The organism is Caulobacter zeae, assembly GCF_002858925.1.
Taxonomy (GTDB): Bacteria; Pseudomonadota; Alphaproteobacteria; order Caulobacterales; family Caulobacteraceae; genus Caulobacter; species Caulobacter zeae.
Window position 1 is genome coordinate 376,206 of sequence record NZ_PJRS01000049.1, and the last position, 21,633, is coordinate 397,838.

The 21,633-nt window shown below is 69.1% G+C and carries 20 protein-coding genes; 2 read left to right on the top strand and 18 right to left on the bottom strand.

All coding sequences use genetic code 11. The features are described from left to right. Positions 1–51: 51 nt before the first annotated feature. The 13 genes from SGCZBJ_RS25110 to SGCZBJ_RS25170 all read right to left on the bottom strand — a co-directional run bounded on the left by SGCZBJ_RS25110 (position 52) and on the right by SGCZBJ_RS25170 (position 12,962). Positions 52–2,913: a TonB-dependent receptor gene (locus tag SGCZBJ_RS25110; RefSeq protein WP_101720625.1), complete on the bottom strand. Its 2,862-nt coding sequence runs from the start codon at positions 2,911–2,913 to the stop codon at positions 52–54. Between the two features lie 256 nt (positions 2,914–3,169). Beyond that, positions 3,170–3,625 (bottom strand): chemotaxis protein CheE, encoded by a 456-nt coding sequence (locus SGCZBJ_RS25115; RefSeq protein WP_101720626.1) that lies wholly within the window; start codon positions 3,623–3,625, stop codon positions 3,170–3,172. Beyond that, positions 3,622–4,224 carry a response regulator gene (locus SGCZBJ_RS25120; RefSeq protein ID WP_101720627.1) on the bottom strand — a complete coding sequence of 201 codons (603 nt, stop codon included), beginning with the start codon at positions 4,222–4,224 and terminating at the stop codon, positions 3,622–3,624. Before SGCZBJ_RS25120 ends, SGCZBJ_RS25115 begins: the two co-directional genes overlap by 4 nt. 7 nt (positions 4,225–4,231) lie before the next feature. After that, positions 4,232–4,621, bottom strand: a complete 390-nt coding sequence (locus tag SGCZBJ_RS25125; RefSeq protein ID WP_101720628.1) for a chemotaxis protein CheU — start codon at positions 4,619–4,621, stop codon at positions 4,232–4,234. A gap of 5 nt (positions 4,622–4,626) precedes the next feature. Continuing rightward, positions 4,627–5,202 carry a chemotaxis protein CheD gene (locus SGCZBJ_RS25130; RefSeq protein ID WP_101720629.1) on the bottom strand — a complete coding sequence of 192 codons (576 nt, stop codon included), beginning with the start codon at positions 5,200–5,202 and terminating at the stop codon, positions 4,627–4,629. Next, positions 5,199–5,588, bottom strand: coding sequence for a response regulator (locus tag SGCZBJ_RS25135; protein ID WP_058347350.1), 390 nt, complete (start codon positions 5,586–5,588; stop codon positions 5,199–5,201). The genes SGCZBJ_RS25130 and SGCZBJ_RS25135 overlap by 4 nt, the downstream gene beginning before the upstream one ends. A 4-nt stretch (positions 5,589–5,592) precedes the next feature. After that, a complete protein-coding gene (locus SGCZBJ_RS25140; protein WP_101720630.1) occupies positions 5,593–6,624 on the bottom strand; it encodes a protein-glutamate methylesterase/protein-glutamine glutaminase in 1,032 nt (343 codons plus the stop codon). Positions 6,625–6,626: 2 nt separating this feature from the next. Continuing rightward, the gene (locus SGCZBJ_RS25145; RefSeq protein WP_101720631.1) at positions 6,627–7,505 is read right to left on the bottom strand and encodes a CheR family methyltransferase; all 879 of its coding nucleotides are present in this window, start codon (positions 7,503–7,505) and stop codon (positions 6,627–6,629) included. Next, positions 7,505–7,969 (bottom strand): chemotaxis protein CheW, encoded by a 465-nt coding sequence (locus tag SGCZBJ_RS25150; RefSeq protein ID WP_101720632.1) that lies wholly within the window; start codon positions 7,967–7,969, stop codon positions 7,505–7,507. Before SGCZBJ_RS25150 ends, SGCZBJ_RS25145 begins: the two co-directional genes overlap by 1 nt. A 4-nt stretch (positions 7,970–7,973) precedes the next feature. Next, positions 7,974–10,292 (bottom strand): chemotaxis protein CheA, encoded by a 2,319-nt coding sequence (locus SGCZBJ_RS25155; protein ID WP_101720633.1) that lies wholly within the window; start codon positions 10,290–10,292, stop codon positions 7,974–7,976. A 56-nt stretch (positions 10,293–10,348) separates the two neighbouring features. Beyond that, positions 10,349–10,714 carry a response regulator gene (locus SGCZBJ_RS25160; protein WP_058347355.1) on the bottom strand — a complete coding sequence of 122 codons (366 nt, stop codon included), beginning with the start codon at positions 10,712–10,714 and terminating at the stop codon, positions 10,349–10,351. After that, positions 10,711–10,995 carry an STAS domain-containing protein gene (locus SGCZBJ_RS25165; protein ID WP_420808196.1) on the bottom strand — a complete coding sequence of 95 codons (285 nt, stop codon included), beginning with the start codon at positions 10,993–10,995 and terminating at the stop codon, positions 10,711–10,713. The genes SGCZBJ_RS25160 and SGCZBJ_RS25165 overlap by 4 nt, the downstream gene beginning before the upstream one ends. Next, entirely contained in the window at positions 10,995–12,962 is a 1,968-nt protein-coding gene (locus tag SGCZBJ_RS25170) for a methyl-accepting chemotaxis protein (RefSeq protein WP_101720635.1), read from the bottom strand. Before SGCZBJ_RS25170 ends, SGCZBJ_RS25165 begins: the two co-directional genes overlap by 1 nt. 347 nt (positions 12,963–13,309) lie before the next feature. Here SGCZBJ_RS25170 and SGCZBJ_RS25175 point away from each other — a divergent pair, with 347 nt between their 5' ends. Further along, entirely contained in the window at positions 13,310–13,621 is a 312-nt protein-coding gene (locus SGCZBJ_RS25175) for a hypothetical protein (RefSeq protein ID WP_101720636.1), read from the top strand. Between the two features lie 256 nt (positions 13,622–13,877). Here SGCZBJ_RS25175 and SGCZBJ_RS25180 read toward each other — a convergent pair whose 3' ends face one another. The 5 genes from SGCZBJ_RS25180 to SGCZBJ_RS25200 form a co-directional block, all read right to left on the bottom strand. After that, positions 13,878–15,458: a globin-coupled sensor protein gene (locus tag SGCZBJ_RS25180; protein WP_101720637.1), complete on the bottom strand. Its 1,581-nt coding sequence runs from the start codon at positions 15,456–15,458 to the stop codon at positions 13,878–13,880. A gap of 119 nt (positions 15,459–15,577) precedes the next feature. Then, a complete protein-coding gene (locus tag SGCZBJ_RS25185; protein ID WP_101720638.1) occupies positions 15,578–16,726 on the bottom strand; it encodes an acyl-CoA dehydrogenase family protein in 1,149 nt (382 codons plus the stop codon). A gap of 85 nt (positions 16,727–16,811) precedes the next feature. Beyond that, on the bottom strand, positions 16,812–19,076 hold the full coding sequence (locus tag SGCZBJ_RS25190) for a S8 family peptidase (protein WP_101720639.1): 2,265 nt from the start codon (positions 19,074–19,076) through the stop codon (positions 16,812–16,814). A 31-nt stretch (positions 19,077–19,107) separates the two neighbouring features. Next, positions 19,108–20,529, bottom strand: coding sequence for an amino acid permease (locus tag SGCZBJ_RS25195; protein WP_101720640.1), 1,422 nt, complete (start codon positions 20,527–20,529; stop codon positions 19,108–19,110). Between the two features lie 157 nt (positions 20,530–20,686). Further along, entirely contained in the window at positions 20,687–20,941 is a 255-nt protein-coding gene (locus tag SGCZBJ_RS25200) for a DUF6356 family protein (protein ID WP_101720641.1), read from the bottom strand. Positions 20,942–21,063: 122 nt separating this feature from the next. Here SGCZBJ_RS25200 and SGCZBJ_RS25205 point away from each other — a divergent pair, with 122 nt between their 5' ends. After that, positions 21,064–21,528 carry an Lrp/AsnC family transcriptional regulator gene (locus tag SGCZBJ_RS25205; protein ID WP_476695741.1) on the top strand — a complete coding sequence of 155 codons (465 nt, stop codon included), beginning with the start codon at positions 21,064–21,066 and terminating at the stop codon, positions 21,526–21,528. Positions 21,529–21,633: the final 105 nt, after the last annotated feature.

The window sequence follows — 21,633 nt, forward strand, 5'->3', positions numbered from 1 at the left end:
ACGCCCTTTCCGCCGCCTCCCCCCGAAGGCGGGGCGCTTCTTAAGTCCTGATCAGAACTTGTAGCGCAGGCCCAGCAGGATCTCGCGACCCGTGTGGTGGTAGACCACCGGCATGTTCTGGGTGCCGGTGAACTGGTCCTGGTATTCGTCGGTCAGGTTCACGCCTTCCAGGGTGATCTTGAACTGGTCGTTCAGCGTGTACTGCACCGAGGCGTCGACGTTGAAGGTCTCGTTGGTGCCATCGTAGGGGATCGGCGCGGCCGTGGTGTTCTCCTGGCCCAGCACGCGGGTCAGGTAGCGGTCGCGGTACGAGGCCGAGACGCGGGCGCTCCACTTGGCGTCTTCATAGTAGAACGTGGCGTTGTAGCCGTTGCGCGACAGGCCCGTGAGGTCGGTCGAGGCCACGACGGCGCCGGCCGAGTTCACGTACTTCACGTCCGACTTCACGTAGGTGTAGTTCAGCAGCACGCCGGTGTTGGCCAGGAAGCCCGGCAGGAACTTGAACGGCTGCTGGTAATTGACCTCGAAGCCCTTGACCTTGCCGCCGTCGGTGTTGACCGGCGTCGAGAAGTTCCATTGCGCCGAGGGGCTGCAGCCGACCGTCGTGCCGCAGGCGGCGATGGCGACGCTGTCGGGGATGCCAAACGGGTTGCCGGTGAAGGTGGTCGAGGTGGTGACCGTCTGCACCAGGCTGTCGATGTCCTTCTGGAACAGCGCCAGCGACAGCAGGGCCTGGCTCTGGAAGTACCATTCGAAGGCCAGGTCGAAGGTCTTGGCGCGGAACGGATCCAGGTTCGGGTTGCCGGCGGTGACGCTGCGGGCGGTGCCCGAGACGCTGACCGTCGAGCCCGGGGTCAGGCTGCCCAGGTCCGGACGCGACATCACCTTGGCCGCGCCGAAGCGGATCAGGAAGCTGTCGGTCGGCTCCAGCACCAGGTTCATCGACGGCAGGGTGTCGTCGTACTCGCGACCCGACGAGATCGCGACGGGCGCGCCGCCGACATAGGTGTAGCCGGTGGCGTATTGCTTGGTCTTCACGTAGCGGACGCCGAAGTTGCCGCGCAGGCCCCAGTCGCCCACTTCGGTGCGGAAGTCGGCCTGGGCGTAGCCGCCGCGGTTCTCTTCGGCGACGCTGCGGTTGTTGCCCAGCGAGGGCTCGGAGCCCAGGCGGAAGGCGCCGCCATAGGCGGTCTGGTCGTAGAGGCTGAGCGCCGAGACGGCCTTGGCGATGCTCGGGATGATGGTCTGCGTGCCGCCCAGGGTGGCCAGGGTGGAGAAGTTGGCCAGCGACATGGCCGCGATGGCCGCGGGGATCACCGTTTCCTGGTTGGTGGTCGTGCCCACCGTCCGGCGCATCTCGGTGGTCTCGAAGTCGTACTGCTTGAAGTTCAGGCCGGCGTTGAGGGTCCAGGTGTCGTTCAGCTTGTAGACGCCCCAGGCCTGGGCGGCGTCATAGGTGTTCAGGGCCGTCTGCGGGCGCAGGCGGATCTGGGTCAGGCGCCACTTGGTCGGGTCGGTCAGGGCGGCGTTGCCGTAGTTGAACTTCGGATTGCGGCTGTCGGTGTAGTCGTAGCCGTAGCCGTCGACGTTGAAGTAGTCGAAGCGCAGCGTCGTCTGGATCGGGTTGGTGTGGTCCGACTCCGAGTGGCCGACGAAGCCGTTGATCGTGAACTTGTCGTTGATCTGGTGTTCGCCGGTCAGCGAGAACTGCGTGAACTTGGTGCGCAGCTTGTCGAAGCGGTTCTCGACGGCCAGGTCGACGTCGTCGAACACGCCCTTGACCATCACGCCGTCCTGGATGGTCGAGGAGACCACGTTGGTGTCGGCGATGCCGCAGCTGGTGGCGGCGTTGGCGGCCGTGCAGGCGCCGCCGGTGCTGAAGGACGGGGCCTCGAGGTAGGATTCCTCGCGCGTGCCCTTCAGGTCGGCATAGAGGGCGTCGAACGAGATCGTCGTGCCTTCGAACGGCTGGAACTGCAGGGCCAGGGTGGCGCCCAGGCGTTCCTGGTCGTTCTGGAAGCGGTCGACGCGCGGGAAGCGCGGGTGCAGGGCGGCGTTGTTGGCCACGGCCGAGGCCGAGCCGTTGGCCAGGCCCGGCGTGCCGGCGTTGGCGCCGCTGGTCTGGGGCAGGGCGTCGAAGCCCGGCGAGAAGGCGTTGCCGGTGGCCCAGCGCACGGTGCTGTGGCCTTCCTCGACGGTCTTGCGCTTGGTGTAGGCGATCGAGAACAGGGCCCCGAGCTTACCGTCGGCCCAGGTGTTGGAGATCATGAACGCGCCGCGCGGCGTCGTCTTCTCCGACAGGTCGTTGAAGCCGGCCTGGGCCGAGGCCGACATCGCAAAGCCGTTGTAGTCGAACGGACGGGCGGTGCGCAGGTCGACCGTGGCGCCCAGCGAGCCTTCTTCCGTCGTCGCCTCGGCGGTCTTGCGCACCGTGATCGAGTTGAACAGGTCCGAGGCGAAGATGTTGAAGTCGAACGAGCGGCCGCGGTTGGTGCCGCCCGACGAGTCGGCGCTGCCCGCCGTGGTCAGGGCTTCCATGCCGTTGATGCGCACGCGGGTGAACTGGGGGCCCAGGCCGCGCACCGAGATCTGGCGGCCTTCGCCGCCGTCGCGGGCCAGGGCGACGCCCGGGATGCGCTGGATGGATTCCGACAGGTTGAGGTCGGGGAACTTGCCGATGTCCTCGGCCAGGATCGAGTCGACGGCCCCGGCTTCCTCGCGCTTGACGTTGAGGGCCTTGGCCAGGCTGTTGCGGAAGCCGGTGACCACGACGGCCTCGACGGCGTCGTCCTCGGTGGTGGCCTGGGCTTCCTGGGCCATGGCCGAACCCGCGGCCGCCAGGGCCATGGCGACGGCGCCGGCCGAGACGCTGATCTTCAGAGCGCGCAGGCGCGCAGCATGTCCGTAGGACATTGTTCCTCCTCCCGTTCGTTTCGTTGCGGCGCGGCCTTGGAGAGACCCCGCCGTGGCTTCGAAACAGTCCCGCGTCCTTCCCGCGCGACCGTTCTCGGCCGTCATTCTGGAAACCGGTGTCACTCCTTGTTGGAGTTCTCTGACACCGGTAGCAACGAACGCGTAACAAACACCGGAGGGCGCATCAAGTGATGGGACCGGTAACAGTTGTAACGACCGGCGCGAACGTGGCGCCGGCGCTACGAAAGTGCGGGATTCAGCGCTGAACGACCTTGTGCAGGCCGTCGAGCATGCCCCGGCGATGCTCCGCCGGCAGGCTGGCGCCGACGTTGCGCAGCAGGCGCAGGGCCGACAGGTGGACGTCGACGGCGTCCCAGCGCCAGGCCTGGGCTTCCGCGCAGGCGTCGACCAGGGCGCACAGCGACACCGCCGCCTCGTCGACCCCGGCGTCTGCCGCGAAGCCCGACACGTCCACGACCTTCAGGGTCATGGTGTAGAGGGTCTCGAACTCCTCGCTCGCACGGTCGGGGGCGGCGGGGCCGAAGCGGGCCTCGATGGCGTCCAGCGCCGCGTCCAGGGCCGCCAGCGAGCTCTCGCGCAGGGTCTCGACATTGGCCTCGGCGGCGGCGAGCGCGTCCTTGGCCAGGATGCCGCCGCGGTCCTTGATCATCGAGGCCAGGCGGTTGGGGGGGCGGAACTTGCGAACGGTCATATCTGCACCTTCGCGACCTTCATCAGATTGTTGATTTCCTCTTGGGACATGTTGGGCTCCTGGGCATTCCCAACCTCCCCCTGAAGGTCGTCCTTGCGTCGGCCGTCCGTCCCCGGCGGCGGCCCCTCGTGCTTGAACCGTCGATCGGGCCCGATGTACGTATCGCACTCGATGAAGGCTCGCTCCTCGCGCGCCACCCAGAAGATCCGCTCCAACAGAATCTTGGGCGTGATCGGCTTGGCGACGGTGAAGTTGGATCCCGCGTCCCGGTTCTTGAACACCTGCGAGATGCGGGTGTGGCCAGTGACCAGGATCACCGGGACATAGCGGTTCTGCTCGGGCGCCTCGCGCCGCAGCCACTGGATGAACTCGTAGCCGTCGACCTCGGGCATCTGCACGTCGCTGATGATCAGGTCGAAGGTGTGGATCTTCACCAGGGCCTGGGCGTCCTTCACCGACTCCGCGCGGTGCAGGGTGCGCACGCCGAAGCCGGAGACGACGCCCGACAGGATGTCCAGGGACGCGCCATTGTCGTCGAGCACCAGCACGGTGGCCCGTTCGAGATTGATCCGCGTCGATGGATTGAGCGGCTCGGGCATCGGAGCCTCAGAAGAAATCGAGTTCGCCGGCCTCGGCGCCCCAGCCGGAATGCTCCTGGTCGGAACGCAGGCGCACGACGAGGTCGGCCAGGCCCAGGCCTTCGAGCAGCGGGTCGACCGACAGGCTCCATTCCCCGGACGCGTGCTGGCTGATGCGCGCCAGAACATCCGACAGGCCGTGCAGGCGCTGGCTCAGCTCGTCCAGGGCCTGAAGCCGGGTGATGTTCTCGAGCGCCGCGCCGCCGGTGGCCAGTTCGCCCGCCACGTGCTCGCACTCGCGGCAGATCGTCGCCGCGGCCGCCAGTTCGGCCGCCAGCCGGCGCGACAGCTCGCCCACCGGAAGCTGGTGATCCGGCGAGACGACGATATCGGCGGCGGCGGTCGACGGGGCGGTCATGAGGACTAGAACAGCTCCAGGTCGCCGGCGTTGGACGCGGGCTGGGGAATGGGGGCGGGACGACGCACTTCCTGCGGCGCGTTGTCGACGGCCACGAGGCGCTGGCGCACCCGGCCGGTGACCGGCCAGAATTCGACCCGGCGGGCCGAGACGCCGCCGACGCTGGACGAGACGATCGGAATGCCTTCGTCGCGCAGGAAACGCTCGGCGAAGGCCGCGTTGCTGGCGCCGACGTCCGACAGGCTGTCGAACAGCTTGCCGCCGCCGAAGATCTTGGCTTCCAGCCGCTCGCGGCGGGCGCCTTTCTTCAGCAGGCCGTTGATCAGCAGTTCCATGGCATAGGCGCCGTAGCGCACTGCGTCGCCGCCATTGCCGCCCCGGCCGTCGCCGGCGTCGGGCAGCAGGAAGTGGTTCATGCCGCCGACGCCGGCCTGCGGGTCGCGGATGCAGGCGGCGATGCACGAGCCCAGCACCGTGGTCATCACCACGTTGGGATCGGTCGAGACATGGCTCTCGCCCTGGGTCACGTGGACCTTGGTCGCGCGCAGCTCGTCGTCGTGAGAATAATCCCGGCCGATCATGTCAGCTGTCCGAACACTTGCTCGATCTTGTCGCGCAGGCCCTGCACGGTGAACGGCTTGACGCAGTAGTTGTTGACGCCGAACTGCACGGCGCGCTGCACCAGCTCGCGGTCGGCGCGGCCGGTCAGCATGACGAAGGCGGTCTGGCGGATCGGCGGGTGCGAGCGCACGGCGCGCAACAGGGCCAGGCCGTCCATCTTCGGCATGTTGAAGTCCGAGATCACCAGGTTGGCCGGCTTGGCCAGCAGGTTCTTCAGAGCCTCTTCGCCGTCGGGCGCCTCGCGGATGTCCTTGAAGCCGATCTGCTGCAGCGCGTTGCGGATCAGCGCGCGCATGGTCAGCTGATCATCGACGACGAGAACGGAAATGGAGCTTGCTTGGGGCATGGGACTATCGCCTCGCGGAGGCCAGATCGAGGATGGATTGGCCGATGGAGGACAGGGAAACCTGCTTCTCCACGGCCCCGATTTCTTGGGCGGCGCGCGGCATGCCGTAGACGACGCAGCTGGCTTCGTCCTGGCCCACCGTGCGGGCGCCGGCCTGGCGCATCTGCAGCAGGCCCTGCGCGCCGTCGCGGCCCATGCCGGTCAGGATCGCGCCGACGGCCTTGTCGCCGACGGCCTGGGCCACCGAGCGGAACAGCACGTCGACCGAGGGACGGTGGCCGCTGACCGGGTCGCCGGCCACCAGGCGACAGCGCAGGCCGGCCGAGCGGACGACTTCCAGGTGCGTGGCGCCGCCGGGGGCGACATAGACCTTGCCGACTTCCAGCGGCGCGCCGTCGACGGCTTCCTGCACCTTGGCCCCGCTGGCGCGGTCGAGGCGCGCGGCGAAGCTGGCGGTGAAGGTCGCGGGCATGTGCTGGGTGATGACGGTCGGCGGGCAGGTCTCGGGGAACTGCGACAGGATCGTCAGCAGGGCTTCCACCCCGCCGGTCGACGAGCCGATGGCCACCACGTCGCCCGAGGGCAGGTAGGCGCCGCCGCGACGGGCCGGAGTCGCCGGAGCGTCGGCCTTGGTGCGGACCGAGGCGCGGGCCGCGGTCTTCACCTTCTCGGCGACTTCCGCCAGCGCCTCGGCGGTGCCGGTGGCGGTGGTGGGCTTGCCCACGCAGTCGACCGCGCCCAGTTCCAGCGCGCGCAGGGTCATCTCGGCCCCGGCCTGGGTCAGGCTGGAGACCATGACCACCGGCATCGGCCGCAGGCGCATGATCTTCTCGAGGAACTCGATGCCGTTCATGTTCGGCATCTCGATGTCGAGGGTCACGACGTCGGGGTTCAGGGCCTTGATCATGCCGCGGGCCTCGAACGGGTCGCCGGCGGCGCCGACCACCTCGATCTCGGGATCGCGGTTGAGGGCGGCCGTGATCAGGCCGCGCATTGTCGCCGAGTCGTCGACGACGAGGGTGCGAATCTTGGCCATGCTCAGACCCCCGTCTTGCGATAGGCGGTCAGGCCGCAGCTCTCGAAGCCGCGCACATTGGCGCCGACGCGTTCGGAGTGGCCGACATAGAGCTTGCCGCCCGGCGCCAGCAGCGGCGCAAAACGGCTCCAGACCCGCTCCTGGGTCGGTTCATCGAAATAGATCACGACATTCCGGCAGAAAATGGCGTCGAACGGACCCTTCATCGGCCACGACGGGCCGTTGAGGTTCAGCTCGCGGAAGGCGACGAGGCTGCGTGCGGCCTCGCAGACCCGCCAGGCGCGGCGGTCGCTCGGATCACGCTCGAAGAACTGGCCGCGCATCGATTGCGACACGCCTTCCAGCAGGTGCTCGTCATAGACGGCGGCCCGGCCGGTGGCCAGGACGTTGGTGTCGATGTCGGTGCCCAGGATGCGGATGTCCAGTTCGGCCGCATTCGGCCAGACAGACAGCACCGTGAAGGCCATCGAGTAAGGCTCCTGGCCCGACGAACTGGCGGCGGACCACAGACGCAGGCGGCGGCCGGCGCGCACCTGATCGGCGATCGGCTCCAGGATGTTGGCGCGCAGGTCGTCGAAGTGGTGCGGCTCGCGGAAGAAGCGGGTGACGTTGGTCGTCAGGGCCCGCAGCATCTCCTGGCTCTCGTCGAGGCCCTGCTCGCTGGTCACGAAGGCGCAGTATTCCTTGAACGAGCGCAGGCCCAGGGCGCGCAGGCGCTTGGCCAGGCGCGAATAGACCAGCGTGGCCTTGGTGTCCGGCAGGCTGATGCCGGCCATGCCGTAGAGGATCTCGGCGATACGCTTGAAGTCCTGGGTGGTGAAGGCGAACTCGCCGTCGACCAGAGCCTCGCGCCGATCGGTGGAGGAGGGAGCGAAGGTCATCAGGCGGCCAGGGCCTCGCGCTCGGGCAGCAGGCGATCGAGCGAGATCTCGCTGATCATCCGGCCGTCGATGGAAATGATGCCGCGGATGAAGCTGCGAACGGCGTCGCAGGCCAGGTCCGGGGTCGGCTGAACGAGGTCGTCGGTGATCGACAGGATGTCCGACACCGCGTCGACCAGCATGCCGATCATGCGGTCGCCCGCCTTGACCACGATGAACACGCTGCGGACGGTCGGCTCGATCACCGGCATGCCCAGACGGCAGGCCAGGTCCATGATCGGCAGCACCGCGCCGCGCAGGTTGATGACGCCGCGCATGTAGCCGGGCGACTGCGGAAGCGTCGTGGCCGGGCTCCAGCCGCGGATCTCGCGGACGGCCATGATGTCCACGCAGTATTCCTGCTCGCCCACGCGGAACGAGATCAGTTCGCGGCGTTCGCCCGTGACGGTGATTTCTTCGGTCATCGGCTTATTCCGCGGCGATCAGGGTGGGTTCGGCGGGGCGGGGCGGTTCGCGGCGACGCAGGCTGATCACCGCGTCGACGTCGAGGATCAGGGCCACGCGGCCGTCGCCCAGGATCGTCGCGGCGGCTACGCCGTCGACCTGCTGGTAGTTCTGCTCCAGCGACTTGATGACCACCTGGCGCTGGCCGTGGATGGCGTCGGCCACCAGGGCGGCGCGCGAGCCGTCCTCGCCCTCGACCAGCAGCACCACGCCTTCGGTCGGCGGCGGCGAGCTGTCGCGGTAACCGAGCGTCAGGCCGACGTCGATCAGCGGCACGAAGCTGTCGCGGACGGCCAGCACCGAGCCGACCGGGCCCAGCGGGCGAACTTCTTCGGGCTTGGGACGCAGGCTCTCGACGATGGCGGCCAGCGGCACCACCAGGGTTTCGCCGGCGACGTCGACCACCATGCCGTCGAGGACGGCCAGGGTCAGCGGCAGGCTCAGCGTGAAGGTCGAGCCCTGGCCCGGACGCGAGGTGATCGAGATGCGGCCGCCCAGGGCCTGCACCGAGCGCTTGACCACGTCCATGCCGACGCCGCGGCCCGAGACGTCCGAGATCTTGTCGGCGGTCGAGAAGCCCGGGAGGAAGATCAGGTTGTCGATCTCCTCGTCGGTCAGCTGCAGCTCCGGCGAGATCAGGCCCTTCTTGATCGCGATCGAGTGGACGCGCTCGCGGTTGATGCCCTTGCCGTCGTCGGAGACCTCGATGACGATCCGGCCGCTGCGGTGCAGGGCGGCCAGCTTCACGACGCCTTCCGGGTTCTTGCCGGCCGCCTTGCGCTCCTCGGGGCTTTCCAGCCCGTGGTCGATGGCGTTGCGCAGCATGTGGGTGATCGGATCGGACAGCCGCTCGATGACCGTCTTGTCGACCTCGGTGTTCTCGCCGTCCATCACCAGGCGGGCCTGCTTGCCCGTCATGCTGGCGACTTCGCGGACCAGGCGCGGCATGCGCTGGAACACCGACTTCACCGGCTGGGCGCGGATGGCCATGACGCTGTCCTGGATCTCGCGCGTCAGCTGTTCCAGCTCGTCGAGGCCCATGGCCAGGTTGGAGGAGGGGGCGATGCCGTATTCGCCGACGCGCTGCGCCAGCATGGCCTGGTTGATGACCAGCTCGCCGACCAGGTCGATCAGGCGGTCGATGCGCTCGGGATCGACGCGGATCACCGACTGGCCCGGGCCCGGGACGTCGATCTGCTGGGTCTTGGCGGCGGCGGGGGCGGCGGCGACGGGAGCGGCCGGGGCGACCGGCGCAGCGACCGGAGCCGGAGCGGCTTCGACCACCGGCGCGACCGCGACGGGTTCGGGGGCGGCCTCGATCACCACCGGGGCCGGAGCCTCGGCGACGATCACCGGCTCGGGCGCGGCCGGGGCGGCGACGGGCGCCGGGGCCTCGCCGGCCAGCAGGGCGGCCAGGGCGGCGTCGGGGGCCAGGCCCTCGCCGCGGGTGATTTCCAGGTCGCAGTCGCCGTCGACGAATTCGAAGACCTCGCGGATGGCGGTCTCGTCTTCCTCGGTCTCCAGGCGCACCGTCCAGGTGGCGTAGGCGGCTTCGGCGTCCAGCATGTCCAGCGGCGGGATGGCGCTGGCGTCCAGGGTGGCCTCGATCGGGCCCAGGCGCGCCAGTTCGCGCAGCAACAGGGCGGTCTCGTTGGCCTTGCGGTAGAGGTCCGACTTCGGACGGATCGACACCGTCCAGACGTTGCCCGCGGCGGCTGCGACGTCGGCCGCCTGCTCGTCGATGGTGATCGTCATCGGCTGGAAGTCGAAGCCGAGGTCGTCGTCGTCCAGGGCGTCGTCGGCCCCGATCAGCGTTTCGGCCGGGGCGGCGGCGACGGGCGCGGCTTCGAAGGCGACCGCCTCGACCACAGGCGCGGCGACGGGAGCCGGCGCGGCGTTCGGGTCGGTGCAGGCCTTCAGCTCGGCGGCCATGGCCGCCGAGACGGCCTCGTCCACGACGCCCAGGCCGCGGGCCGAGCTGACGTGGTCGGCCAGCACGTCCGAGGCGCGCAGCAGGGTCACCACCAGGTCCGGAGTCGCAGGCACCTCGTTGGAACGAACGGCGTCGAGCAGGGTCTCGAACACGTGGGCGAAGCGCACCAGCGGCTCGAGGCCGAAGGCGCCGGCGCCGCCCTTGATCGAGTGGACGGCGCGGAACACGGCGTTGACGGTGTCGCCGTCGTCGTTGCCGTCCTGCATGGCCAGGAGCCCGCCTTCGAGGTCGGCGAGCAGTTCCTCGCATTCCTGGAAGAAGGTGACCTTGATGGCCTCTAACTCGTCCATTCCAACGTTCCTAAAACGAGAGAGTCTTCAGTGCCCCCGGGCAGGGGGAAACGACGTCAGGCCGCGACGCGGCGGATGGCGTCGACCAGCTTTTCCGGGTTGAACGGCTTGACGATCCAGCCCGTGGCGCCGGCGCGGCGCGCGCGGTCCTTCTTGGCCGGGTCGCTTTCCGTGGTCAGCACCAGGATCGGGATGGCGCGATAGTCGTCGTCGACCCGCACCGCCTCGATGAAGCCGAAGCCGTCCAGCTTGGGCATGTTGATGTCAGTGATGATCACGTCGGGGCGATGGGCCGAAAGAACTTCGAGCCCGTGCTCGCCGTCGACCGCTTCGACGACGTTGAACCCGGCGCCGGCGAGGGCCATGCGCAGCATGTCCCGCATCGTTCGGGAATCATCGACCGTGAGGACCGTCCGCGTCACGATTGAACTCCATGGATATCCGCCGAAAGAAGCGCCCCTTCGGCGCCGAACAGACGGGTGGTTTCGACAAAGGCCTCCGAAGGGGCCCGGATAGAAAAGGACTTGCCGTCCGCCGCCCAGGCGGTCTTGGCCGCCAGGAGCACTTGCAGGCACAGGCCGCCGAGGCGACGGACGTTGCCGGCGTCGACCTCGACCGCATCGCCGCGACGTTCCAGGAACGCCGCCTTGAGGGGACCCGACGCCTTCAGATCAAGCGTTTCGGGCAGCGAAAGCACAGTCATCAAAACTCCTCCCAGCCGTCGCTGACCGGGGCGGCCGCTGCGGCGGCTCCACCACGGCCGGGCCGGGCGAAGGCGCCGAGCCGGGCGCGTTGCTCGGCGACGGGGTTGCGGGCCGGCGAGTCGACATGGGCGTCGGCTTCGCGCGGGCGTTCAAAGCGTTGGGCCGAACCCTCGCCCACACGGAAGCGACCGATCAGGCGCACCAGCTCCGCGGTCTCGCCCTTCAGCGAGTGCGTCGCGGCGGTCGATTGCTCGACCATGGCGGCGTTCTGTTGGGTCACCTGATCCATCTGGTTGACGGCGGTGTTGACTTCGTTGAGGCCGGTCGCCTGCTCGGCCGCCGAGGCGGCGATCTCGGTGACCAGGGCGTCGATCTCGCCGACCTTCGCCACGATCCGCTGCAGGGCCTCGCCGGTCTGGCCGACCAGCGACACGCCCGCCGAGACCTGCTGGGTCGACGACGAGATCAGGGTCTTGATCTCCTTGGCGGCCTCGGCCGAGCGCTGGGCGAGCGCGCGGACTTCCTGGGCGACCACCGCGAAACCACGTCCCGCTTCGCCCGCCCGGGCGGCCTCCACCCCGGCGTTGAGCGCCAGGAGGTTGGTCTGGAAGGCGATCTCGTCGATCACGCCGATGATCTGGCTGATCTGCTTGGAGGAATTTTCGATTTCGCCCATCGCGGACACTGCCTGATGGACGACCTGGCCGGAATGCGTCGCTTCGCCACGGGTGGTGGAGACGACGTCCGAGGCCTGGCGGGCGCCCGAGGCCGTGCGGCGCACGGTTGCGGTCAGCTCGTCGAGGGCGGCGGCGGTCTCTTCCAGGCTGGCGGCCTGCTGCTCGGTGCGGCGCGACAGGTCGTCGGAGGCGTGGGCGATTTCGTCGGCGCCGGTGCGCAGGCCGTCGGTCGAGGCCGTGATGACCTTCACGGTGTCCTGCAGCTGGGCGATGGCGCCGTTGAAGTCGTCCTTCAGCTTGGCGTACTCGCCCGGGAAGTTGGCGGTGACGCGGAAGGTCAGGTCGCCCTGGGCCAGACGCTCCAGGCCCTCAGCCAGCGAGCTGACCACCAGGGCGCTCTCGCGGGCGGCGGCGGCGGCGGCCTGCTCCTTGGCGCGACGCTCGTCGGCGGTCAGGGCGGCCGACTTCTCCTGCTCGGCGCGCAGCTGCTCCAGGTGCAGCTGGTTGTCGCGGAAGACCTTCAGCGAACGCACGATCGCGCCCAGCTCGTCCCCACGAGTCAGGCGTTCCAGGTCGATGCCGTTGTCGCCCTTGGAGAGCTTCTCGGTGGCGCCGGCGATGTCGGAGATCGACTTGCGGGTCGTCATCACGGTCATGAAGGCCAGGACGCCGACGGCGGCCAGGGTGATGAGCGAGAGGATGATGGTGATGCTGATCGAGGCGGCGGCCTCGGCCTGGCGCTTGGCGGCCTGCGTCTTGGCGCGGCTGGCGGCGTCGTCGACCACCTTCTGCAACTGCGCGGCCATCTTGACGTACTGGTCTTCGAAGCTGCCGGCGAAGCTCATCGCCATGCCCGCGTCGACGTCGACCATGCCGCTGACGGTGTCGACGGCGCTGCGGCACTCGGCCAGCGCTTTGACCAGGGCGTCGATCTTCGGACGCTCGGAGGCCGGAAGACGGGCGGAGAGGCCCTTCATTTCCTTGCCCAGAGTGTCGAACTCGGCGAGCAGTTCGGTGATGCGCGGACCGGCGGGAGCGGCCATCGGGTCGGCCTTGGAGGCCAGGATCTGGTAGAGCTTGCCGTGGGAGTCGGTAATGCGGCGCGACAGCGACTGGATCTCGCTGTTGGTGCGCATGTCGGTCTCGACGACCTGCTGCAGCGCCGCCGACTGGCTCTTCTGCACGACGATGGACCCCACGGCCATGGCCGCCAGCATCAGCAGTGCGAAGGCCGGCGCGAAGCCGATTTTTATGATCAACGGCAGATCGACGAGTCGAAAGCGCTTCATGACAAATCCCCTCCAAGAGACGGCCGTGCCCACGGACCGTCCGCAATGTGAGGTGATCATCACGATAGATTCCTAATTCTTCCTGACTTTGGTTAAGGATGATGGCCGCACCCTGTCGCACCCCCTGTCGCACCCGTATCGATGTGTGCGTACGCGCGCATATTTGAGTCTAGAGTAGGGGGAATGTGGCGGCTTGGCGCCATTCACAAGTCATTATGGTTATCGATAAGTAAATATCGATTATCTTTCGGTGACTCAGACTATCTTAACTTGCGGCTGCGAAAAGGTGCAGGCGTCCGGTTGGCGCAACGTCCAACGGACGAACAAAAAATACTAGGAGCAGCGGGATGAAATATCCGATCGCTATTGCCGCGGGAATCGCCGGCAGCTTTTTCGTCGCTCAGGCCGCTTCGGCCGCCGGCGGTTTCGAAGACCAAATGGGCCGCTGCCTTCAGCAGTTCGCCAACACCAAGGACGCCGCCCAGGTGATGCTTGAGTGCACCGCCGACGCCGGCAAGCTCTCGGGCTGCAAGGTTGTCGACAACAGCGCGGCCGGCAAGGGCTTCGACAAGGCGGCCATGTGCATCGCCGAGAAGCTGCCGATGGGCGCCAAGACCGGCACCGTGAAGGTTCCGTTCCGCTTCCCGGGCGGCGCGTAAGACTTACGCGCCTTCCCAGAGGGGTTTCAAACGCCTCCGCTGGTCCAGGCCGGCGCATCCCGCACGGGACGCGCCACGGCCGGATCGGCGGGGGCGTTTTGCTGTCTGGACACTGGCGTCTCAAAGTAACGCCCCACGTCCTCCAAGAATACGCGCCCCAAGAAAAAGACCCGCCTCGTGGCGGGTCAGGTGAGGAGACGCGCGAAGAAACGGATCGGAGCGCGTTACGCTAAGCCGCGCCCCGACCGCACAGAATTCAGTACTCTTCCCAGTCCTGGTCGATGGCGACGGCGGCCGAGCCGCGGTGTGCGCCGGGACGGGAGGCCACGCGGGGCGCGGCCGGTCGAGGCGCCGGACGGGCGGCCTGGGCCGGCGCCGCCTGGCGGGAGGTCCTGAAGCCGCCGACCAGGCGGGTCAGCTCGTTGGACTGGCCCTTCAGCGAATGGGTCGCGGCGGTGGTCTGCTCGACCATGGCCGCGTTCTGCTGGGTGACCTGGTCCATCTGGTTGACGGCGATGTTGACCTGGGCGAGGCCGCTCGACTGTTCCTGGGCCGAGGACGAGATCTCGCCGACCAGGGCGTCGATCTCGGCCACCTTGACGACGATGCCGCGCAGGGCCTCGCCGGTCTGGCCGACCAGGGCCACGCCCGCCTCGACCTGCTTGGAAGAGGCGCCGATCAGGGCCTTGATCTCCTTGGCCGCTTCGGCCGAGCGCTGGGCCAGGGCCCGCACTTCCGAGGCCACGACCGCGAAGCCCTTGCCCGCGTCGCCCGCCCGCGCGGCCTCGACGCCGGCGTTGAGGGCCAGAAGGTTGGTCTGGAAGGCGATCTCGTCGATCACCCCGATGATGTTGCTGATCTCGCGGGAGCTGGTTTCGATCTCGCCCATGGCGGCGACGGCGTCGGTGACGACCACGCCCGAGCGCTCGGCGTCGGTCTTGGCCTCGGCCACCACGTCGGAGGCCTGGCGGGCGCCGGCGGCGGCGCGTTTCACCGTGGCGGTGATCTCGTCGAGGGCGGCGGCGGTTTCTTCCAGGCTGGCGGCCTGCTGTTCGGTGCGGCGCGACAGGTCGTCGGCGGCGACGCCGATCTCGTCGGTGCCCGAGCGGATGCCGTCGGTGGCGGCGGATACGGCGGCCATGGCCTCCTCCAGGGTCGCCACGGCGGCGTTGAAGTCGCCCTTCAGCTTCTGGAAGTCGGAGGTGACCTCGATGTCGAGCCGCGAGGCCAGGTCGCCTTCGGCCAGGCGCGACAGGGCTTCGCCCAGAGCCTGGACCACGGCGGTCTGGCTGCGTTCGTTGGCCAGGCGCACCTCTTCCAGGCGCTTACGCTCGGCCTCGATGGTCTCCAGATAGATCGAGATGGCGAAGTCCATGTCGAGCATGACCGCCTTCATCAGGGCCGAGACCGCATCGCCGGCCTTTTCGGCGCCGTCGGCCTTGGCCATGAAGCCCTTGGGCCAGACCTCGCGGATGGCCGAGCGCATCAGGTGCTCGCTGACCAGGGCGTAGCCGCCGATGTACCAGCGCGGCTCCAGGCCGATGCGGGCGTGGGTCTCGCCGATGGCGCGCACGGCCTTGACGTAGGTGTCGCTGAAGTCGGCCTCGGCGATCACCGACCAGTGCGACTTCTGGCGATTGCCGGCCGCATCCATGTGGCGCTCGTCGCCGAAGAACTTGCGGGTCTCGGGCGTGGCCTTGACGCGGTCGTAGAAGCCCTTCAGCGCCGGGCCGATTTCCTTCTCGATGAGCGGACGCAGAGCCCGCAGGGCCGCACGGGCTCGATTGTCGAGACCCATGAACGCAACGCGGTCACTCAGTGCATAGTCCTGGCTCATCTGCCGCTTCCCCGATTGAGATATCGAGGTTCACTCTCGCGGCCTGTGGTTAATGCGCCAACAACTTTTCCCGTTTTAAGCGCGTCAGGTCGTCGCACTCTACCGGCTTATGCTTGCGGCTATCCGCCGCGACGAAGTGTTTCCCGGGCGATGACGAGTTGCTGGATCTGGCTGGTGCCCTCGTAAATCCGGAAAATACGGACATCGCGATACAGCCGCTCGATGCCGTAGTCGGCGACATAGCCGGCCCCGCCGAAGATCTGCACTGCCCGGTCGGCGACGCGGCCGACCATTTCCGAGGCGAACAGCTTGGCGGCCGCCGCCTCCAGGGTCACGCTTTCGCCGGCGTCGCGCTTGCGGGCGGTTTCCAGCACCAGGGCGCGGGCGGCCAGGGCTTCGGTCTTGCTGTCGGCGAGCATCGCCTGGATCAGCTGGAAGCTGGCGATCGGCTGGCCGAACTGCTTGCGCTCGGACGCATAGGCCACGCAGTCGGCGATCAGCCGCTCGGCCACGCCCACGCAGACGGCGGCGATGTGCAGGCGGCCGCGGTCGAGCACCTGCATGGCCACCTTGAAGCCCTCGCCCTCGGCGCCCAGGCGGTTCTCGGCCGGCACGCGCACGCCGTCGAATGTGACGTCGTGGATGTGGGCGCCCTGCTGGCCCATCTTCTTCTCGGCCTTGCCCACATGCAGGCCAGGCAGTCCGGCGGGGACCAGGAAGGCCGAGACGCCCGAGCCGCCCTTCGCGTCGGGATCGGTGCGGGCCATCACCGTGAACAGCGAGGCCTTGCCGGCGTTGGTGATGAAGCGCTTGGAGCCGGTCAGCACATAGTCGTCGCCGTCGCGCACCGCCCGCGTCTGCACCGAGGCGCTGTCGGAGCCGGCCTCCGGCTCGGTCAGGGCGAAGGAGGTGACGGTCTCGCCCGAGGCGATGCCCGGCAGCCATTTGGCCTTCTGGGCCTCGGTTCCGAACATCACCAGGCCCTGGCTGCCGATGCCGACATTGGTGCCGAACACCGAGCGGAAGGCCGGCGAGGCCCGGCCCAGCTCGATGGCTGTCAGCGCCTCGTCCTCCATCGACAGGCCAAGGCCGCCGTACGCCTCGGGGATCGACAGGCCAAAGAGCCCCAGGTCGCGCATCTCGGCGATCACGGCGTCGGGCACGGCGTCGTTCTCGGCCACCTGGGCCTCGATCGGCCGCAGGCGTTCGGCCACGAAGCGGGCGACCATGTCGAGCAGCTGGTCGCGGGTCTCGCGGTCGAGGGCCATGGCGGTTCCTTCCTGTTGTTCCGTCGCGTCAAACGATCGTTTTATTCGCCGACTTTAGCCGGCGCGCGGCGGAATGGAAGGCCCGTCAGAAGCGGGCGCGATAGGTGGCCGACAGGTTGAGCTCCGGATCGGCCGAGGCGTCGTGGCCGGGCTGCAGCGCCACCCCGCCGCGCACCGTCAGGCGTCGCTCGCCGCCCAGGGCCTTCTCCAGGCCCAGCCGCAGGTCGATCTCGCGCCCGTCCGGCGAGGCGCTGAACCGCCGCGTCGAATAGGTCAGCGGGTCCTCGTAGGACAGCGGGGCGTCGGCCAGGGTGGTGGTGAAGGCGCCGGCCTCGATGCGCAGGGGCTGGCTGACCTCGAAGGTCAGCTGGGCGCAGGACCAGCCAATCAGGCCGCAGTCGGCCGCCGCCGCCAGCCGCCAGGCGCCGCTGACCGCGCCGTCCAGGGCCAGCAGGCCGCCCTGGGCGTCCATGCGGCCCATCGAGGCCTCGGCCCGCAGGCTGACGCCGGGGCGCGGCGAGATGTCGAAGGCCGCCGCCGTGAAGCGGGTGGTCGAGGGCAGGGCGAAGGTCGAGCCCGGGGCCAGGAACGAGCCCAGCGGGCCCAGCGGCTCGTCCAGCGTGCCGGCCGTGAGGCTCAGCACCCCGCCGCCGACGGCGGTCTGGCCGGTGGCCGCGACATAGCGCGAGGCCTTGATCGCGTTGGTCTGGAGGGGCAGGCGGCGCTCGGCCTCGCCCTGCTCGGCGCTGAAGGCGAAGCGGCCCAGGCGCACGGCGGCCTGCACGGTCTGGTCGGGGCGGGCGACCATGCGGAAGGCGTCGCGGCCCTCGGGGCCGGCCGGGGCGGGCGCGCCGCCCTCGCCTTTCCAGGTCGAGAAGCTGAAGCGCCCGAACGCCGCCTGCATTCGCGCCGAACGCATGGGCTGGGGCACCAGCAACAGGTCGGGCGGGCTGGCGCTGGGCATGTCCTCGAAGAGGGGCGCCTCGGCGCTGAAGGCCAGTTGCGCGCCGGCCAGGGCAGGTCCGCCCAGCACGACCGAGCTGGAGGCGGCGGCTGGCGGCAGGTCGCCGACGCCCCGGCGCGAGGCCGACGGCACGGTTCCGGCCAGGTCGACCACGAAGCGACGGTGATAGTCGTCGGTCAGCACGGTGGTCAGGGCGGTGGTGCGGGCCAGGGCGTTGCCGAACGAGCCGGCCAGGTTGGCGCCCGGGGCCGGGCCGTCGTCGAGGACCACCGCCGCGCCGTCGCCGGTCGCCAGGCTGCTGGTCCCCACCGGCTGGAAGGCCCGGGTCAGGTCCAGCGAGCCGCGGCCGTAGGTGGAGTCCGTGCCGGTGGTCCCAAGGTCGGCGGCGGTGCGCAGCAGGATCGACACCGCGTCGCGGCCGGAGATGTTGGGGAAGGCCTGCAGCAGCAGGGCCAGGGCGCCGGAGACATGCGGGGCGGCGAACGAGGTGCCCGAGATCCGCCAGCAGCTCGCGCCGTCGCAGTCGGTGATCACGTCCTCGCCGGGGGCCACGATATAGCCCTCGGCGGCGACGCCGGCGCGGTTGGAGAAGCTGGACATCGTCCCGGCGCGGGAGACCGATCCCACGGCCAGCACCGAGCCGGCATAGCGCGGATCGACGGCGTAGCGGGCCGGCCAGCCGGGATCGGCCAGGCCTTCGTTGCCGGAGGCCGCGGCGACGACGACGCCCGCCGCCGTGGCGCGGGCCAGGGCCGCCTCGAAGGTCGGGCCCAACTGGGTCTCGCCGCCCAGCGACAGGTTGATCACCTTGGCCCCGTTGGCGACGGCGTAGTCGATGGCGCGCGCCAGGTTGGTCGAGCCGAAGATGCAGTCTTCGCAGTTGGGATTGGTCGAGGCGGTGTCGGCGCGGATGGACAGGATGGTCGAGCCGTAGGCCACGCCGATCGTGCCCGCGCCGTTGAAGTTGGAGGCGATGATCCCGGCCGAGCGGGTGCCGTGGCGGCTGGTGTCGAACGGGGTGTTGCGTCCGGCGACGATGTCGGTGGAGGCCGCCGAAAGGCGGCCCGCCAGGTCCGGCTGTGACGGGTCGACGCCGGTGTCGACGACCGCGACCGTCACGCCGGACCCGGTATAGCCGGCGTCATAGGCGACGTTGGCGTGGATGGCCGCCAGGCCCCAGCTGCGCTGGTACTCCGTGCTCGAGACGCTCGGGGGCGGTGGCGGCGGAGGCGGAGGAGGAGGAGGCGGTGGAGGCGGTGGAGGCGTGGTCACGCCCGTGGAGGGGCCGCCTCCGCCGCCACCGCCCCCGCACGCGGTGACCAGCAGGGCCGCGCCCAGCACGAGCGCGGTAGGCCAGATGCGCTGGACGCGGTCGAGATTGGTCATCGAAACCCCTCCGGCCCGCCCCGCGCCCACGTTACTTCGTAGGGGGCGAACCTTGCGCCAGGACACTGCGTCGCACGCCATAAAGGAAGTAGATCGCGAGCCCGATCAACTGGGCGTAGAGGAAGTAGTGCTGCGTCTTGGCCGGGAGGCTGGCGAACAGATAGAGGCAGCCCAGGATCGCGCCGCCGGTCACCACCGGCCAGGCCGGGGTCGAGAACACCCGCTGGCGGCCAGGCTCGCGCAGGCGCAGCACGATCACCGAGGCGCCGACGGCGATGAAGGCGGCCAGGGTGCCGGCGTTGGCCAGCTCGGCGATCTCCTTCAGCGGCAAGAGACCCGACAGCACCGCCGCCAGCACGCCGGTCAGCAGGGTCATCAGCACCGGGGTGCCGGTCTTGGCGTTCACCCGCGACAGGGCGCGGGGCAGCAGGCCGTCGCGGGCCATGACGAAGAAGATGCGGCTCTGGCCGTACATGAAGGCCAGGATCACGGTCGGCAGGGCGATGACGGCGGCCAGGGCGACGCCGGCGGCGATCTTCGGGTGCTTGAGGGTTTCCAGGATGAAGACCAGCGGCGCTTCGCTGGCCGAGAACACCTCGGTGCGCGAGGCGCCGATCGAGACGGCGGCGACGATCATGTAGATCGCCGTGCAGGCGGCCATCGAGCCGACGATGCCGATGGTCAGGTCGCGCTTGGGGTTCTTGGTCTCCTCGGCGGCGGTCGACACCGCGTCGAAGCCGTAGAAGGCGAAGAAGATCAGGCTGGCGGCGGCCATGACGCCGACCTTGACCCCGTCGGGGCCTGCATTGGCCGCGAAACCCTTGGGCATGAAGGGCGTGAAGTGGCTGGCGTCGAAGGCCGGCAGGCAGAGGGCGACGAACACGGCCAGGGCGGCGATCTTGATCACCACCAGCACCATGTTGACCGTGGCGCTCTCGCGGGTGCCGAGCGCCAGCAGGCCGGCCACGGCCATCGAGATGATTACGGCCGGCAGGTTGACGAGGCCGCCGGCGTGCGGGCCGGCCAGCAGGAAGTCGGGCGTGCCGATCATCTTGAACAGCCCCTGGGCGTGGGCCGACCAGCCCACCGCCACGGCGGCGCAGACCAGGGTGTATTCGAGGATCAGGCTCCAGCCGATCACCCAGGCCACCGGCTCGCCCATGGCGACGTAGCTGTAGGTGTAGGCGCTGCCCGAGGCCGGGATCATCGTCGACAGTTCGGCGTAGCACAGCGCCGCGCAGGCGCAGACCGCGCCGGCGATCAGGAAGGACAGGATCACGCCGGGACCGGCCAGGCCCGCGCCGACGCCGGTCAGGGTGTAGATGCCGGTGCCGACGATGGCGCCGACCCCCAGGGCCACCAGGTGCGGCCAACTCAGGGTCTTCTTCAGCGCCGGGCCGTCATGGCCGGCGTGCGCCGTGTCGATCGCCTTGCGGCGCGTCCAGAAACTCATGCTTGTCCTCCCGACTGCCGGGGGACCATGGCCGGGGATCGGCGACCCGCCAAGGGGGCAGGGCGCAAAGACGACGGATATTCGGCGGGGGGGCGAAAATGCGCCCTTCACGGACGAAACGCCGGTTTGGGCGGCTTCGAACCGAAGGATCGTCGGTTCAGATGGCGGCGTCGAAGGCCTGGAAGCTGATCGGCGCCGGCGTCGGCGTCGGGGCGCCGCGGCCCTTCATGCGGGCGTGCAGCGTCTTCACGCAATTGCTGCCGGTGCGCTCGAACGCGAAGGGCAGGATCCCGTGGACCAGGCAGGCCAGGCCCGCGGCCACCATCGGCAGGCCAAAGCTCCAGGCCATGGCGAAATGCTCGCCATAGGTCTCGCCGACCTGTTTGGGGTGACGGGTGAAGAGCTCGAGCATCGCGGGTCCCTCCTCGATCGAGGTCTGCGAGGATGCGCCGCCTTGGCGAGAAAGACATTGTCGATCTTGGCGGCTCGGCGCAGGCTGGGAGAATTCCCATCTCCGATATGCGAAGAAGCGAGATGATCGATCTCGATTCCATCGACCGCCGCCTGCTCGCCATCCTCCAGGAGGACGCCACCGTCTCGATCGCCGAGCTGGCCGAGCGGGTGGGCCTGTCGCAGACCCCGTGCTGGAAACGCCTCAAGCGCCTGCAGGACACCGGCGTCATCACCGCCCGCGTCGCCCTGCTCGACCGCGAGGCCCTCGACCTGCCGCTGACGGTGTTCGTGGCGGTCAAGACCGGCCGCCACGACGAGGGCTGGCTGGAAACCTTCGCCAAGGGCGCGGGCGCCCTGCCCGAGGTGGTCGAGTTCTACCGGATGGCCGGCGAGGTCGACTACCTGCTGAAGGTGGTGGTCAAGGACATCGCCGCCTACGACCGGTTCTACAAGCGGCTGATCGCCACCGCGCCGCTGACCGACGTGTCGTCCAGCTTCGCGATGGAGCAGATCAAGTTCACGACGGCCCTGCCGATCCCGACCTAGCCCTGCCCGTCGATCCAGGTCCGGATGACGTTGCGCTGGTCGTCCAGCAGGACGAGGTCGGCGGCCATGCCGGGGGCGATGGTTCCGCGCTGGGCGGAAAGGCCC

Bases quoted from the DNA above. Each gene is read 5' to 3' on its own strand.
- SGCZBJ_RS25155 (WP_101720633.1), bottom strand. From the start codon at position 10,292: ATGGACGAGTTAGAGGCCATCAAGGTCACCTTCTTCCAGGAATGCGAG.
- SGCZBJ_RS25145 (WP_101720631.1), bottom strand. From the start codon at position 7,505: ATGACCTTCGCTCCCTCCTCCACCGATCGGCGCGAGGCTCTGGTCGAC.
- SGCZBJ_RS25110 (WP_101720625.1), bottom strand. From the start codon at position 2,913: ATGTCCTACGGACATGCTGCGCGCCTGCGCGCTCTGAAGATCAGCGTC.
- SGCZBJ_RS25185 (WP_101720638.1), bottom strand. From the start codon at position 16,726: ATGGCCCTCGACCGCGAGACCCGCGACCAGCTGCTCGACATGGTCGCC.
- SGCZBJ_RS25200 (WP_101720641.1), bottom strand. From the start codon at position 20,941: ATGCTCGAGCTCTTCACCCGTCACCCCAAACAGGTCGGCGAGACCTAT.
- SGCZBJ_RS25205 (WP_476695741.1), top strand. From the start codon at position 21,064: ATGATCGATCTCGATTCCATCGACCGCCGCCTGCTCGCCATCCTCCAG.
- SGCZBJ_RS25150 (WP_101720632.1), bottom strand. From the start codon at position 7,969: ATGACCGAAGAAATCACCGTCACGGGCGAACGCCGCGAACTGATCTCG.
- SGCZBJ_RS25190 (WP_101720639.1), bottom strand. From the start codon at position 19,076: ATGACCAATCTCGACCGCGTCCAGCGCATCTGGCCTACCGCGCTCGTG.
- SGCZBJ_RS25120 (WP_101720627.1), bottom strand. From the start codon at position 4,224: ATGCCCGAGCCGCTCAATCCATCGACGCGGATCAATCTCGAACGGGCC.
- SGCZBJ_RS25175 (WP_101720636.1), top strand. From the start codon at position 13,310: ATGAAATATCCGATCGCTATTGCCGCGGGAATCGCCGGCAGCTTTTTC.
- SGCZBJ_RS25170 (WP_101720635.1), bottom strand. From the start codon at position 12,962: ATGAAGCGCTTTCGACTCGTCGATCTGCCGTTGATCATAAAAATCGGC.
- SGCZBJ_RS25195 (WP_101720640.1), bottom strand. From the start codon at position 20,529: ATGAGTTTCTGGACGCGCCGCAAGGCGATCGACACGGCGCACGCCGGC.
- SGCZBJ_RS25180 (WP_101720637.1), bottom strand. From the start codon at position 15,458: ATGAGCCAGGACTATGCACTGAGTGACCGCGTTGCGTTCATGGGTCTC.
- SGCZBJ_RS25115 (WP_101720626.1), bottom strand. From the start codon at position 3,625: ATGACCGTTCGCAAGTTCCGCCCCCCCAACCGCCTGGCCTCGATGATC.
- SGCZBJ_RS25140 (WP_101720630.1), bottom strand. From the start codon at position 6,624: ATGGCCAAGATTCGCACCCTCGTCGTCGACGACTCGGCGACAATGCGC.
- SGCZBJ_RS25135 (WP_058347350.1), bottom strand. From the start codon at position 5,588: ATGCCCCAAGCAAGCTCCATTTCCGTTCTCGTCGTCGATGATCAGCTG.
- SGCZBJ_RS25165 (WP_420808196.1), bottom strand. From the start codon at position 10,995: ATGACTGTGCTTTCGCTGCCCGAAACGCTTGATCTGAAGGCGTCGGGT.
- SGCZBJ_RS25125 (WP_101720628.1), bottom strand. From the start codon at position 4,621: ATGACCGCCCCGTCGACCGCCGCCGCCGATATCGTCGTCTCGCCGGAT.
- SGCZBJ_RS25130 (WP_101720629.1), bottom strand. From the start codon at position 5,202: ATGATCGGCCGGGATTATTCTCACGACGACGAGCTGCGCGCGACCAAG.